This is a genomic window from Paenibacillus sp. FSL L8-0663 (assembly GCF_038008125.1).
GTDB lineage: Bacteria > Bacillota > Bacilli > Paenibacillales > Paenibacillaceae > Paenibacillus > Paenibacillus polymyxa_D.
Genome location: NZ_JBBOYM010000001.1, coordinates 4,291,593 through 4,306,175 on the forward strand (window position 1 = coordinate 4,291,593; position 14,583 = coordinate 4,306,175).

Sequence of the window (14,583 nt, forward strand, 5' to 3'; positions counted from 1 at the left end):
GGCTTCTCTCCGTTCTGCGATAATTAAATGGATTATTAAAGAACCTTAATCCAGTATAGCACAGACTAACTTTCCAGTTCATTACCATCATGCAAAAAAGCCTCCGACAAAAGTGCCGGAGGCTTTTCAGCGTGTCTAAGCCGCTATTAAGCTTCTACAGTAGCTGCTACTGGAGCAACGTCGATCGGGTAGATGCTCACCTTTTTGCGATCACGGCCCCAACGTTCGAACTTCACAACGCCGTCCACTTTCGCGAACAGGGTGTCGTCCTTACCGATGCCCACGTTCGTGCCCGGGTGAATTTTCGTTCCGCGTTGACGAACCAGGATGCTACCGCCGGTAACTGCTTGACCGTCAGCACGTTTCACTCCAAGACGTTTCGATTTACTGTCACGTCCGTTTTTTGTGGAACCTACACCTTTTTTCGATGCGAATAATTGAAGATCCAATGTCAATTTCAACATGATGTCTACCTCCTTCTTTGATTATTTTCTATTTGAATATACTTACCGTATGATTCAGCAATGCTTGTCAGCATAATCACCATGGACTCCAGCAACAGTTGAACCTGTGCGTTCGCATCATGATAACTTTCAGGAGAAAGATACGCGCTTAAAAAGCCGTTTTCCATTTCCGTTTCCATCTCAACGTCCGTAAGAGCTCCAATCGAATTGACAGTTCCTACTGTTACCGCCGAAACGCCAGCACATACGATATCCTCGCCAGATTTAGCGAAATTTGCATGTCCTTTAACGGAAAACCCCTGTATGCTGCCATCCTCCAGTCGTGTAATACGCACGATAATCACTTATCGCACCCTCTTACGCTTGGATTTTTTCAATCGTCACTTTCGTGTACGGTTGACGATGACCTTGCTTCACATGGTAGTTCTTTTTAGGTTTGTATTTGTATACGATGACCTTTTGACCTTGACCATGCTTCTCAACTTTAGCTGTTACAGAAGCTCCAGAAAGAAGCGGTGTACCTGCTGTCAAGCCATTGTCGCCGGACACTGCCAGAACACGATCGAACGTTACAGTTTCACCATCATTAGCTTCCAACTTCTCGATGAACAATACGTCGCCCTCTTGAACTTTGTATTGCTTACCACCTGTTTCGATAATTGCGTACATTTGCTTGCACCTCCTTATGTCTCAGACTCGCCTAATAGCAGGTGGCAGATTCCCTTAGGATACTGCACTTCAGTACCTGATTGGAGCGGTTACAGCATGTGCAGCCAATCTTACGCATCACACATACTAAATGATTGTAGCACAAGCTTTATACACATTCAACCTTTAGTTTTAAAATGATTTTGGGTTACGCATCGCTCTACACGAGCGTCTTTTCTTCACGCACTTTTTTGCGGGTCATTTCCAGCAAACCTAACCGCGTCCAACCGACAACATAAGATTTGGTCCGATCCTTCTTCAATCTTGCTTCCAGCACAGAGGATACTTCCCGACGGTTCTCCTCTTGTTCCATGTCAATAAAATCAATGATGATGATACCACCAATATCACGCACACGTACCAGGCGGGCAATCTCTTCAGCTGCTTCAATGTTAGTCCGGGTTACCGTTTCTTCCAGATTACTGCCTCCCGTAAACTTCCCGGTATTCACATCAATGACGGTTAGTGCCTCCGTATGATCAATGACAATGTATCCACCGCCCTGCAGCCATACCTTTCGCGCAAAATCGCGTTCCAGCTGCTCATGAATGCCATAAGCTTTAAAAATCGTTTCTTCTGCACCACGAAATATACTTACATGAGCTTTCGCAGGACCAATCTGTTGCAGCATGATTTCTGCATCCTTTGCTTGCTCTTCACTGTCAATAACCAGTTCATCCTGTTCAGGTGTAAACACATCCCGAATCAATCGCTGAACAATACTTAAATCCCGGTGTAATTCGCACGGAGCCGAGTGTTCACCAGCTTTACGCTGAATAGCCGCCCACTGCTTACGTAGTTGATTCAGATCATTTTCAATCGCCTCTATACTCATGTCCTCCGAAACGGTACGGATTATGAGTCCTTCCTCACTTGTGCGTAGCTGCTCTCCCATTGCTTTCAAACGGGTGCGCTCGCCCTCACGTTCGATCTTCTTGGATACGGCCACATAATCAGCACGGGGCATATATACGATCCAGCGACCCGGAAGTGAAAAATGAGTGGTGACCCTGGCTCCTTTGCTACCAACTGCCTCTTTTAATACCTGTACTACAATTTCCTGCCCCACCTTTAACACTTCAGAAATGGATGGCTTTACCTCCGGCTGCTTGTCCAAATGAGCGTGAAGTACGTCATCTACGTACAAAAAGGCATTCTTTCGCTGTCCAATGTCAACAAAGGCGGCTTGCATACCTGGTAGCACATTGACCACCCTCGCTTTGAAAAAAGAACCTAGAATCCCCCGTTTTCGCGGTAGTTCAGCCGCATATTCAACCAATCGTCCCTCTTCCAACAGCGCCATTTGGGTCATCTGCTGCTGGCATTGTACAATCATTTGCTTCATGGTTTTTCAACCTCTCTGGATACAGCCTCTTTCTTACTCATAAAACATTATTTAGGCTTGGGTTCTCCACCATCTGGCGGGCGTGTCGCAAAATAAGAGCGAATAAGGCGTTGCTCCGGCAGTACGGCTACAATTCGTCCCTGTTCATTCATAACATAAACCATATGATACCGATCTCTTCTGAAAAGACGCAAAATAGGCTCCAAATGTTTCATTGGCAGGGATACAATAGGTAAGGCAATACTTCCCTTAGCTATTTCGCGGTAAAAAAGCTCGTCCCTCCCCAGCAAAAACCGTATAAAACGGTAAGGGATATTCCGATAATCCACAATATTAGAATAAAGCAAAAAAATCCCTACCGCCAGCAGATTTAAATGCATAGGCCCATTTTGCCTTAACAACGGTGAAATACCATACATACAAAATAGCAGACTCGTTACGATACTGGCCCTAAAGGTCCACACTAATGTGCGGTGATAAGAAAAGGATAAACTAATCATTGCCTGCAATATTTTCCCACCATCAAGTGGTAAAATGGGCAGCAAATTAAACAGTGCAATAACTGCATTCCCCTGAATTATATAATTTACATAATCATACTCCGGTCCACTCACATTTTTGAACCATAAAAGGATGATGATCATGATTCCGTTTTGCAGGGGCCCCGCTAGCGCAATGACAATCTCCTTCCACGCATTGAGCTTCCCCTGATCCTCAATGACCGCAACTCCTCCAAAGGGTAACATCTGTATGGAAAGCACCCGCGCGCCTAACAACGAAGCAGCTGTCGCATGACCTAGCTCATGAATAAACACCAATGTAAATAAAGTGATGATCTCGATAAAATGTCCCGTTATTATGGAGGTCAGCATAACCAATACAAACAGTGGATGTAGTGATAAGGTCACCCCTCGGACATTAATCAAGGGCTACCACTTCCGACGGGTCAATGTAGTGATCCCCTCTCTGAACTGCCAAAAATAAAGTTGCCGCCTCGCTGCCGCTGCGACTTGCTGGCAGTACACCGATCTCATCTCCCTCCTGAACCCAGTCGTTCACTTTTAAGGTAGAGCGGGAAAGCCTCCCGTAAGTTGCTGTGATACCGCCAGTGTGTCGAACTGTAACCGAAATCCCGCTTTTGGGATGATTTAATATGTCTAATACTCGTCCTGCATCTATACTTTTAACAACGATTGGCCCGTTGTCAGTGACATTCGGCGTAATTTCTACCCCTTTCAGGCTCAGTACAAAAGGCTGTGTTATAGTGCCTTCGATCGGTGGAGAGCCCTTTCGATTTGCGGCTACCTTGTGCGTTTCATGCTCCTCGCCAAAAATCGGCAAAAAGGAAGGAGCTCCGTCAAAATAAGTTTCATACCATTGTCCGACGGCTGCAAAATCCATATCCTTATTCAAGGCATCCGCAATAAACATTCTCAAATTCACTGCATAGGGAATATCCCAACGAAACATTCCCCATACCATTCCAAATAACACCGTTGCTATGACTGATCTTCGCCAAAAGGAAGTCCAAAAAGACGGAGCACGATTCGCCCCAAAAGATTGCTGCCAGTGTTGCCGCTCATTTTTCCACTCCGTTTCTGGGTCTCTGGGCGAGTTGGCACTGACTATAGGCATCGACCTCATATCTTTATCCCCGTGCCTGTACTGATATATGCCAGAGGGATACGTCTCCGCTTTGCTTCCCGCGATTAGCTGCTGTATACGTTCTTCTCTGCGCTGCTTGATTCCGGAATTTTTATTCATCCTGTTCAGCCCCCTCAGCGAGGTATGTTTGATACATCTTATGAGGACGGGCTTCAACTTATGTTGTCCCGCTCGGGAATAAGTACCTAAAAATCAAAAAAAACCGGCGCTAGCGCACCGGATTTGTTTTGTATTTATAATATTTATGTAGTGACCCTAAATTTTGAGAAGCCGTATTATAGGAATTTAAAAAGACAAACCAAAAACACTTAAATAAGATTATTACTTATTTAAGTGTCTAGTATTACAAATGAATACTACTACAGCTCCTACCTTAGAACCAATAGAAAATCACTTAGGAAGCGTGGAAGCAATTTACCAGCCATAACTTCCGGTTTTCCTCATCCACCCATACCAAAAAACTTCTTAAAACGTGTCATCACGCTTTTCTTCTGGTCTAGCTGCATGAGGGGCACTGTATCGCCCAAAATCCGTCTCGCAATGTTACGGTAAGCAATCGCGGCCTGTGAATCTGGATTCATAACGGTAGGCTCCCCTGTATTAGCTGCTTTAATTACCATTTCATCATCCGGCACAATCCCAATAAGGTCTATGCTAAGCACTTGTAAAATCCCATCAATATCCAACATATCTCCGGATTTAACCATGCTATTGCGAATGCGGTTAACCACCAACTTGGGTGATATCACATGTGAGCTTTCCAGTAAACCAATTACCCGGTCTGCATCGCGTACGGCTGCATTTTCCGGAGTAGTCACAACAATAGCCTGATCCGCCCCAGCAATGGCATTTTTAAAGCCTTGTTCAATACCCGCAGGGCAATCGATCAATATATATTCAAAATCCTTTTTAAGCTCCAAAATAATATCCTTAACCTGCTCCGGCGTAACAGCACTCTTGTCCTTGGTTTGAGCGGCTGGCAGCATATACAGCTCCTCAAAACGCTTGTCCTTAACCAGTGCCTGATTTAAACGGCAACGACCTTCCGCTACATCAACAAGGTCGTAAATAATTCGGTTTTCCAGACCCATCACAACGTCTAGATTACGCAAACCGATATCCGTATCCACCAAACATACCTTTTTGCCGAGCAGTGCAAGCGCTGTTCCTATATTGGCTGACGTCGTCGTTTTGCCGACGCCGCCTTTTCCTGAAGTGACGACGATAGCCTCTCCCATGTGCTACACCCCTTTGAACACGTTAAAATCGCGGCCCAGACGCACAATATTGCTCATTTTATCTATTTGCATAGCGCCATCCTTGAGATACGCAAATTCCATACCGGATTCACGTGTCTCCCATTCGTCTGGTGGACGGCTGATCATATCGGAAATTCGCAACTGTGTCGGTGCAAAATAGGAAGCCGCTATAATCGCTTCACTATTTCCCTCCATCCCTGCATGCGCCATGCCTCGCAGAGCGCCGAGGACATAAATATCACCAGTACATGTTATAATTCCACCCGGGTTTACATCTCCCAAAAAGAGTAGGTTCCCATTGTGATGAAGCACTTGACCAGATCGGATAATCCCTGTCACCGTATGAATAGGAGGCTTTCCCTGCACTTCCACAGGCAGTCCAGGTGATTCTACAGACCTGATGAGCAGATTCCCCTTTTGCTTCAAAATCTCCAGAATACTTTCCTTCTGTTCCTCTGTCACTTCTCGGCTTCCCAGCTTAATATCCACATGAATGATCGGGCCTGTTAAAATATTTTGATGACTGTGCTCCAGCTTAAAACGCAGCTCACCCAGCAAATTCTCAAACTCGCATTGATCGTCCAGCAGGAATACCAGGCCATCTTTGATGCCTTTAATCGTGACATGATTCGATTTCACTGCCATTAGCCTGTCCCTCCTATCTCAATCATTTCGTCCCCGGGACGTCAAATCCCTGCTAACCCGGACAAAATGTGTGTAAAAAGACCTAGACAGCCTCTTCCTTTTTCACACGGGTACCCAAACGCTGCAACTGCTTGCGAACTGGGACATAAATGATGAGGGCGAACAGAAAATGGATAAATAAATCAGGAATTATATACTGAGCAAGTGCCCAATTGAAAGTCTGATGATTCAGCTGGAACAGCTGGTCAATGGCAAAAAGCATAGAATCCAAGAGGAAACTACCAATCAACACGGCTGCCATCATAATGGGCATCTGCGCACGTCGAGCTGTAAAAACAAGCCCCAATAAGTATGCAGACAACCCCATTGCAAAAGAATAAGGCCCAATGATAAACCCATAGAACACTACATCATGAATAAGTCCAAAAACAATACCTAGCACCAATGCTGTATGACGGCTGTAATACACAGACACAAACAAGATCACGACATACACAAAATTCGGAACCATTCTTGAATGCCAACTATCCGGAAGAAGCCATGGAAGAATCGTCCCTTCAGCTATAAACAGTACAAACAGCAGCAGTATTAGAACCTGACCGCGCATCTTCATTATTCCGGTACCTCAGGAGTGTAGAGGATGAGCAGTTCTTTCCAATCCACAAAGCTGGCTGCCGGTTTAATAATCGCTGTCCGTGTTTTGCCAAACTCCCCAACCTGAATCTTCTCTACCGTTCCAACCATTAGGTTTTTGCGGAATTTACCACCTGCGCCAGATGTAATAATCTGATCACCCTTTGCGATTGGATCTTTTTCCTCAATGCGAGTCATTTGAAATCTGTTCGTACCCGGATCATAGCTTTCAATCATACCAAACGATTGATTTTCCTTGCCCAAGACTGTCGCTGCAATAGCATAAGAATTCGGATTTTTAGGATCCAATGTAGTCAATAGGGTAACGGTGGACGTAAAATTCCCCGTTTGACTAATGACTCCTACAAATCCTTCAAGCGAACTGACTTCCTGACCAACCTTCGCTCCGTCCTTCTCACCAATATCGATCACAAGCGTTTTGGAATCATTGCTGACGCTGTTCACTTGAGCAACACGATAATCATAATTATTTTTCGCCTTTTGCGTTTGGGTGAACTTCAGTTCATTCTGCAGTCTGGCATTTGTTTCAACATAATTATGGGTCTGAATTTGGTCACGAGTCAGCTTTGCCACAGCAATTTTTAACCGTTCATTTTCTTCGTAGATACTGCGCATATTCCCGATATCTTCAAAGAAGCCCGCTATTGCAGAAGCGGGCCTGTAAAAGATACCTTGCACAAAGCCAATCGAGTCTCTGGCGAACTTCTCGGGCCAGGTTAAGGAATTCCTCTGTCCAAGTGTAATCCCCATAAGGGCAATAAACAGAACGATTCCAATCAATAGAACAAATAGTCTTTTATTGCCAAGCAGCTTAAACAGTTCCTACACCCCCGATTCAACGTTTGGAACGGACGGCAGAACTGCTGCGCGATTTGAACAAATGAATATTTTCCAACGCTCTGCCTGTGCCGATTGCCACACAATCTAGAGGATTTTCTGCTACGATCACCGGCATTCCGGTTTCACCTGCCAACAGCTTGTCCAGGTTACGTAGAAGTGCTCCACCGCCAGTAAGTACAATACCTCTATCCATGATATCCGCTGCCAATTCGGGAGGGCATTTTTCCAGTGTTACTTTAACCGCATCCACGATTGCATTGACTGTATCCGATAATGCTTCACTAATTTCATCAGAAGTAATCGTGATCGTCTTTGGCAAACCTGTTACCAGATCACGTCCGCGGATTTCCGAGGTTTCCACTTGCTCTAATGGCATAGCTGAACCCACTTCCATTTTCAGTTGCTCTGAAGTCCGTTCACCAATCATCAGATTGTATTGGCGCTTCACGTATTGGATGATGGACTCGTCCATTTCATCGCCAGCGACACGCACGGAGCGGCTTGTTACAATCCCACCCAGGGAAATGACTGCCACCTCGGTTGTACCTCCACCGATATCGACAACCATACTGCCTGTAGGCTCCCATACAGGAAGATCAGCGCCAATTGCTGCTGCAAACGGCTCTTCTATCGTATATGCCTCTCTTGCGCCTGCTTGCTTCGTCGCATCTTCAACGGCACGCTGCTCCACCGCAGTAATGCCCGAAGGCACACAAACCATCACGTTCGGATGGCGTGGAAACAAAGAGCGTTGGGCTTGCGCCTGACGGATAAAATATTTGATCATCGTTGCTGTCGTATCAAAATCAGCAATGACACCGTCCTTCATCGGACGAATCGCACGGATATTTCCCGGTGTGCGACCGATCATTTTTTTCGCAGATTCACCAACAGCCTCAATGGTTTTTGTATCTGTACGCAAAGCGACTACAGATGGTTCACGAACCACAATTCCTTTACCTCTTACGTATACAAGCGTGTTTGCCGTCCCCAAATCTATTCCCAAATCTTTTGTAAAGCCACCCAGCATGATGTAATCTCCTTTTCTCTTCCCTGAAATCTGTTATCCAATGTATAAGCGGTTTATTCAGGCCGGATTATCCGGTCGTGTTTAATGTTTGATTTAAATATTATATTATATCAGACCTTGTTCCTTCAAACTTACAAAGATCCCGTCCCCGATCACTATATGATCAAGCACGTCGATACCCACGATGTTGCCCGCTTCCATCAGGCGGCGAGTCAACTGGACATCTTCGGGGCTTGGCTTCGGATCACCGCTCGGATGGTTATGAGCGCAAATTATTGAAGCACTGCTGCATTTGATTGCTGCCCGAAATACTTCACGTGGATGCACGATGGCAGAATTCAGGCTACCCATAGATAGTGTTTCCTGAGCAATGACATGATTTTTAGTGTTAAGGAACAAGCATACAAAATGCTCTTTCTGCAAATAACGAAGCTGCTCAAACAACAGATCTGCCACATCCCGCGGGCAACTAATCACCGGGGTCTCCAAATGGCGAGACAAAGCTAATCGGCGCCCCAGTTCGATACCCGCTTTTAACTGTATCGCTTTAGCATCCCCAATGCCCTTAATCTGGGTCAACTCGCTCAAGCTCATATCCACCAGTTGACGCAAATTTCCTGCCTGCTGCAAAATACGCTGCGCTAAATGCACCGAAGACTCATTTTGCGTTCCTGTACGCAGCAATATTGCCAGCAACTCCGCGTTGCTTAAGGCATCCGCCCCATATGTCATCATGCGCTCTCTTGGTCGTTCTTCATGGGGGAGGTCGCGAAGCATCAGTATTGGCGACTCCAGCATATGTTTATCCCCTTTATGGACGCAACACATTCACTCCAAAATCGGACAGCATGTCCGACAGCAAGGAAAGCGGCAATCCTACGACGTTAAAATAACAACCCTGAATAGATTCCACCAGCGTAGCACCCATGCCTTGAATGCCATACGCTCCTGCCTTGTCAGACGGTTCACCAGTATTCACGTATGCCACAATTTGCTCTTGACTCAGAGGCTTCATTGTAACCTCCGTTTGGCGATGTCTGACAAGCACTTCGCCGGTTCCGGTATGTATGCAGGCTACCCCGGTGTACACGCGGTGTGTCCTTCCCTGCAATGCAGTCAGCATGCGAACTGCGTCCGCATGGTCGGCTGGCTTGCCCAATACCGAACCATCCAGCACGACAATGGTATCACTGCCAATCACCAGTCCGGCTTCCTTCGACTGAGTGACGGTGTTCACGACCGCTTGGGCTTTGCGTGCCGCAAGGGTCTCCACGATTTGCTGAGGCGTCCAGCTCTCAGGCGTGCTCTCATCCGCATGACTTGGCACCACCTCAAAGGGGAGTCTCAAAAATGCGAGCAATTCCTTCCTTCTTGGTGAAGTCGATGCCAAAATAATGCGGGGCGTAATTTTCCCGTCCATAAGGGAAGCTCCTTTTCATCAGTTAGAGCCTGCGGTACAGCCAGAACGCGGCAATGATGCCGATCAGACTAAGCAGGCTCAATTCAAAATTTATTGTTATGTTGTAGCTGATAATATCCAGGTCCGCTCTCGGCGACCAAGATATCCTAGTGGGGTGGGTCAGAAAAGAAAGGAATTTGATCGATTGAAGGGCTTTGGCAATCCATGCACCCAAGAGCCAACCGAGCAACAAAAACAGTATAAGCATTCCTACATTTTTTTTCATCCTGATCTTCCCTCGCCATTTTTTGACACCTTCATTATTATACGGTGATTTGTACTGCAATACAAACAGAAATCCGGCATGGGGAACTATTTCCAGTTCCTTGCCGGAAAATATGGTTAGCCTATTGTTTTATGAATTGGATAAATTCCCTCTCACGCAAAACATATTCCATTATGGAGGACTGAATCTCCCAAATGTGTTCCTTGGCTGTATTCTTATTATATTCCCCAAGTGCAGAGATCGCGCTGTTCATCGCCTTTTCAAGTGAGGTTGCGGAGGCAACCGCTTCCTTCGGAAGACCACTGGGAAGTACAGTGATATTTTGTGTCCACTGCTGATGCAGGTCGTTCAGCTCCTTCATGTCGGAGGCTGGCACCGTATTCGGACCTCCTTCTCCGAGCAAGTTTGAGGAAAGTCCGCTCAACTTACCCACCAATGAGCTACTTAACTGAAAAAAGCTAGTGAGTTTATCACCTTCGCCTCCGTAAGCCGCTTTTTCAAATCCAGGCAATTCAAGCTCACGAACATACAATTCGACTCCTTGTGTTTTCAACTGATTGCTGAGCAACTTGGCTTGCTCCCTATCCGGTGATATTCCTGCATATACCCGGTTTTGGTCCTCGGTATCCCCTCCTGCTGCAATACCTGCCTTTAATAGTTCTTCTTTTGCTTGTAAGGCCCGTTCTGGGGTGCTGAAAACCCCATATTGCAACAAATAGTAGGTTTGAGGTGGTACCTGAGCCTCTATGACAGTGACAGGGACAGAATTCTCTTTTGCAGATATTGCATCCACACCAACAGATTCTTTAAAGACCGGTACAGCCTCCTCTACTGAAGGATCTGATCCCGGAACCATGCCTCCTCCGTTAAACAGTAACAACATAATATATCCAAACATGCCTCCGGTCACCAGTGCGCTGGCTACAGAGCCAACCAGTTTCCATCTAGAAGGGTGGGGCGGACGTCTTCTGTACTCTTGGCCAGAATGATAAGCTTCCTCATCCTCTTCCAGGCTATCCGGTAGAACTTCCGCATCTGACCAGGAAGCCGCCGAACGACCAAAGGGGTCATCCCATCCCTCTTGTACTCTTAATGTCGGAGCAAAACGCCGACTTGAAATGCGTTTATTCCGATCCTCAGGTTCATTGATCTTTGATTCTTGTGTAGTTGCAGTATTTTTCTCCATTCCTCTGTTCCGTTCCGTTCCTTTATGCGGGTTATCAGTTTCACGCTGTTCGTTCGTAATCGACTCGTTTTTGTACGGAAGCACCTGTAGCTTATCCTCCCGGCTTGTCTCCGGCAACTGTTGGTCGAACCGGAATGTCATCTTGGTCTTGTTCATGGATGCACTCCCTCCTTGTCCCATACTTCCTCATAGTCTGTTGTATGAGTTAAGCTAAGAATATATGCCCCAGCATTACAAAAAAGGGTATCCCGAAACACAGTCGTGTTCGGAATACCCTTTTTTTGTAATTCATTGGTGCAACAGCTCATTTTTATACGGTTTACACTTGCTGTCCGCGAAGATGGCGCGCTAACGCGTCACCTGCTTTCCAGATATCTCCCGCTCCCATCGTCAGCACAAGATCACCCGGCTGTAATCGATCTTTCAACTCCTCGATCACAGCTTCTTTGGTCGGCAAATAGATTGCATTAGCATTGCTGTTTTGGACGATTAAATCCACGAGCTTGGAAGAATGCACGCCTTCAATCTGTTTTTCTCCCGCTGGTGAATAAATATCGGTAATGATGACTTCACTAGCCTCGCTAAACGCGCGGCTGAACGCATCGAGCAGGAAAAAGGTGCGGCTATAGCGTTGCGGCTGGAATACAGCAATAATACGCTTGCCAGTCGCTCTCGCTGCGCTAATCGTAGCCTCAATCTCTGTTGGGTGATGCGCATAGTCATCAATAATCAGTATGTCATTGCTTTCACCTAGTACTTGAAACCGACGCTTCGCTCCGTGAAATTCCACAATTGTAGCAGCGATTTGATCGAATGGAATCCCTGCTTCTAAACATGAAATTACAGTCGCCATCGCATTATACATGTTATGTTTACCCGGCACTGATAGTTCGATTGTTCCGAGTGCTGTTCCCTTACGGCTCATAGTGAAGCTTAATCGACGGTCACCTAATTGGATATCTGTCGCCATATAATCCGCTTCATGCTCCACTCCATAAGTAATGACCCGAGTCTGGAGTTGAGGCAGCATTTCCCGGATGTTCTGATCATCTGCGCATACAATAGCCGCTCCATCCGGTCGAATTTGACTCAAAAACTGTACATAAGCACTTTTCAGACGATTAAAGTCGCCATCGTAATTTTCCAAATGATCTGCTTCAATATTGGTTACGATGCCTTGCCAAGGATGATATTGCAGGAAAGAACCATCACTCTCATCCGCCTCAGCAACGACAAACTCGCTTTTACCTGCTTTGGCATTCGTCCCCAAATTCGTAATTTCGCCGCCAATAATATACGTTGGATCAACGTTACATCTCTCCATAACCAGAGCGATCATGGAAGAGGTTGTCGTTTTACCGTGCGCACCCGCAACAGCTATTCCCTTACGTTCGTTAAGCAAGCGAGCCAGCATCTGCGAACGGTGCAGAGTTGGAATATTCAATTCCTCCGCTGCCACCCGCTCCACATTGTCACGTGACAATGCTGTTGAATAGACGACGATATCCGCGCCTGCAATATGCTCAGGCGTGTGTCCAATATATATTTTTGCGCCTTTTGCCGCCAGTTTTTCTGTCAGCTCCTGTGATGCCACATCTGAGCCAGTCACGGTATAACCCATCTCCAGCATGACTCGAGCAATCGCGCTCATCCCGTAGCCGCCGATACCGATAAAATGAACATGTTCCGAAGTAATCAACAAATTTCACCAACCTTTTTCCGAATCGGTTTGATACATAAGGGTAGCCCGTACATCCGCAATAAGGTACAGCGTGCCGGACACCACCCCCAGATCTTCCGCTTCCGTATGTGATTGAAACAGGCCAAGAGCCTTTTTCCAGTCACCTTCTACAATTATTTTTAAATCCGTTTTGGCATAAGACGGCCGCAGCTTCTCCACGAGATGAGCCAATTCAGCGGCATTCATTTTGCGCCGAAAATCGGGCTCGGTCAGGATAAGCGTATCCACTAGTGGCAGTATATGCTGCAAGTATGCTTCATGATGCTTGTTTGACAGCATCCCCATCATTAAAACCAATTTTTTGTACGAATACACTTGAGGAAGACTCTTGGCCAGCGTCTGTGCTCCTTCTGGATTATGAGCCCCGTCAAGAACAATTCTCGGTGATGTACTGACTTGTTCGAGACGCCCTGCCCAGGCAGTTTGTCTAAAGCCCTCCAGCAGTTCTGCATCATCCAACACAAAAGCCATATACTGACGTAGGACCTCAAGTGCCATCATAGCTCCTGCCGCATTAGAACATTGGTGCTCGCCTAACAACGTGATGTCAATTTCCATATGTCGGAAGGGCCCCGCGAATGAAAAGGTTTGAGCTGTTTCATCTCCATTTAGCCGTTCATACGTAAATTGTTCTCCTGCCAGGTACAAGGTAGCTCCTTGCTTTGTCGCCGTTTCACGTATGACCTGAATAGCCTCGGGTTGGGAAACACAACTGACGACAGGTACACCCGGTTTGATGATACCGGCTTTTTCCCTTGCAATCTGTTCGAGCGTATCTCCCAAAATATCCGTATGGTCATAGCCGACATTTGTAATAACCGAGAGGATTGGATTCACGATATTAGTTACATCCATCCTTCCCCCAAGACCTGTCTCCCATACCACAACATCTGGGAAAGATACCGTAGCATAGTATAAAATAGCCAACGCTGTCGATACCTCAAACATTGTAGGTGATCCCAATTCACTATCTGCGATTTCTTTCACCAACGGATACAAGCGATTGGCAAGCAAAACCAGCGTTTCATCGGGAATATCGGTCCCATTGAATTGAAAGCGGTTCGTAAATCGGGTGATGTACGGAGACGTAAAAGTCCCGACATCGTACCCACATTTAAGTAGCACAGAGGTCAGAAAGGCACAAGTCGAGCCTTTACCGTTGGTTCCCGCAATATGCACAAATTTCAGATGTCGTTGCGGATCACCCAATTTACTCATTAGTTGTTCAATTCGTTCCAGTCCAGGTCTGATACCAAACGGAATCAAGCCGTTAATCCATTCCACTGCCTCATCATAGCTTTGTAAAGGAGCCGTATCTCCGCCCCTGATCGTATCTGACATCCTCTTCACCTTCAGGTCAT

At 46.3% G+C, this 14,583-nt stretch carries 17 protein-coding genes and 1 other annotated feature; all 17 genes read right to left on the minus strand.

Annotation, left to right across the window (positions count from 1 at the left end; all coding sequences use genetic code 11):
- Positions 1–146: 146 nt before the first annotated feature.
- The 17 genes from rpmA to MKY75_RS18930 all read right to left on the minus strand — a co-directional run bounded on the left by rpmA (position 147) and on the right by MKY75_RS18930 (position 14,563).
- Positions 147–464: a 50S ribosomal protein L27 gene (gene rpmA, locus MKY75_RS18850; protein WP_039272574.1), complete on the minus strand. Its 318-nt coding sequence runs from the start codon at positions 462–464 to the stop codon at positions 147–149.
- Positions 465–469: 5 nt separating this feature from the next.
- The gene (locus MKY75_RS18855) at positions 470–808 is read right to left on the minus strand and encodes a ribosomal-processing cysteine protease Prp (RefSeq protein ID WP_013311591.1); all 339 of its coding nucleotides are present in this window, start codon (positions 806–808) and stop codon (positions 470–472) included.
- A gap of 13 nt (positions 809–821) precedes the next feature.
- Positions 822–1,133 carry a 50S ribosomal protein L21 gene (gene rplU, locus MKY75_RS18860; RefSeq protein WP_013311592.1) on the minus strand — a complete coding sequence of 104 codons (312 nt, stop codon included), beginning with the start codon at positions 1,131–1,133 and terminating at the stop codon, positions 822–824.
- A 13-nt stretch (positions 1,134–1,146) separates the two neighbouring features.
- Positions 1,147–1,234, minus strand: a sequence feature (ribosomal protein L21 leader region).
- A gap of 98 nt (positions 1,235–1,332) precedes the next feature.
- Complete coding sequence (locus MKY75_RS18865) at positions 1,333–2,517, minus strand: Rne/Rng family ribonuclease (RefSeq protein WP_029518425.1); 1,185 nt, start codon at positions 2,515–2,517, stop codon at positions 1,333–1,335.
- Between the two features lie 47 nt (positions 2,518–2,564).
- Complete coding sequence (locus MKY75_RS18870; RefSeq protein ID WP_029518424.1) at positions 2,565–3,443, minus strand: M50 family metallopeptidase; 879 nt, start codon at positions 3,441–3,443, stop codon at positions 2,565–2,567.
- Positions 3,436–4,281, minus strand: a complete 846-nt coding sequence (locus tag MKY75_RS18875; protein ID WP_165148807.1) for a peptidoglycan DD-metalloendopeptidase family protein — start codon at positions 4,279–4,281, stop codon at positions 3,436–3,438. The genes MKY75_RS18870 and MKY75_RS18875 overlap by 8 nt, the downstream gene beginning before the upstream one ends.
- A 341-nt stretch (positions 4,282–4,622) precedes the next feature.
- Positions 4,623–5,420, minus strand: a complete 798-nt coding sequence (minD, locus tag MKY75_RS18880) for a septum site-determining protein MinD (protein WP_013311596.1) — start codon at positions 5,418–5,420, stop codon at positions 4,623–4,625.
- Positions 5,421–5,423: 3 nt separating this feature from the next.
- Positions 5,424–6,086 carry a septum site-determining protein MinC gene (gene minC, locus MKY75_RS18885; RefSeq protein ID WP_165148804.1) on the minus strand — a complete coding sequence of 221 codons (663 nt, stop codon included), beginning with the start codon at positions 6,084–6,086 and terminating at the stop codon, positions 5,424–5,426.
- An 82-nt stretch (positions 6,087–6,168) separates the two neighbouring features.
- The gene (gene mreD / locus MKY75_RS18890) at positions 6,169–6,699 is read right to left on the minus strand and encodes a rod shape-determining protein MreD (protein ID WP_029518421.1); all 531 of its coding nucleotides are present in this window, start codon (positions 6,697–6,699) and stop codon (positions 6,169–6,171) included.
- On the minus strand, positions 6,699–7,520 hold the full coding sequence (mreC, locus tag MKY75_RS18895; RefSeq protein ID WP_029518420.1) for a rod shape-determining protein MreC: 822 nt from the start codon (positions 7,518–7,520) through the stop codon (positions 6,699–6,701). Before mreC ends, mreD begins: the two co-directional genes overlap by 1 nt.
- Before the next feature lie 55 nt (positions 7,521–7,575).
- Positions 7,576–8,610, minus strand: coding sequence for a rod shape-determining protein (locus MKY75_RS18900; RefSeq protein WP_013311600.1), 1,035 nt, complete (start codon positions 8,608–8,610; stop codon positions 7,576–7,578).
- A gap of 105 nt (positions 8,611–8,715) precedes the next feature.
- A complete protein-coding gene (gene radC, locus MKY75_RS18905; RefSeq protein WP_340886238.1) occupies positions 8,716–9,408 on the minus strand; it encodes a RadC family protein in 693 nt (230 codons plus the stop codon).
- 13 nt (positions 9,409–9,421) lie between these two features.
- A complete protein-coding gene (locus MKY75_RS18910) occupies positions 9,422–10,030 on the minus strand; it encodes a Maf family protein (RefSeq protein WP_039272577.1) in 609 nt (202 codons plus the stop codon).
- Positions 10,031–10,052: 22 nt separating this feature from the next.
- Positions 10,053–10,295, minus strand: coding sequence for a DUF4321 domain-containing protein (locus tag MKY75_RS18915; protein WP_023989955.1), 243 nt, complete (start codon positions 10,293–10,295; stop codon positions 10,053–10,055).
- A 121-nt stretch (positions 10,296–10,416) separates the two neighbouring features.
- A complete protein-coding gene (locus MKY75_RS18920; protein ID WP_165148801.1) occupies positions 10,417–11,637 on the minus strand; it encodes an SPOR domain-containing protein in 1,221 nt (406 codons plus the stop codon).
- 163 nt (positions 11,638–11,800) lie between these two features.
- Complete coding sequence (murC, locus tag MKY75_RS18925) at positions 11,801–13,180, minus strand: UDP-N-acetylmuramate--L-alanine ligase (protein WP_013311605.1); 1,380 nt, start codon at positions 13,178–13,180, stop codon at positions 11,801–11,803.
- Between the two features lie 6 nt (positions 13,181–13,186).
- The gene (locus MKY75_RS18930; RefSeq protein WP_029518417.1) at positions 13,187–14,563 is read right to left on the minus strand and encodes a bifunctional folylpolyglutamate synthase/dihydrofolate synthase; all 1,377 of its coding nucleotides are present in this window, start codon (positions 14,561–14,563) and stop codon (positions 13,187–13,189) included.
- Positions 14,564–14,583 lie beyond the last annotated feature (20 nt).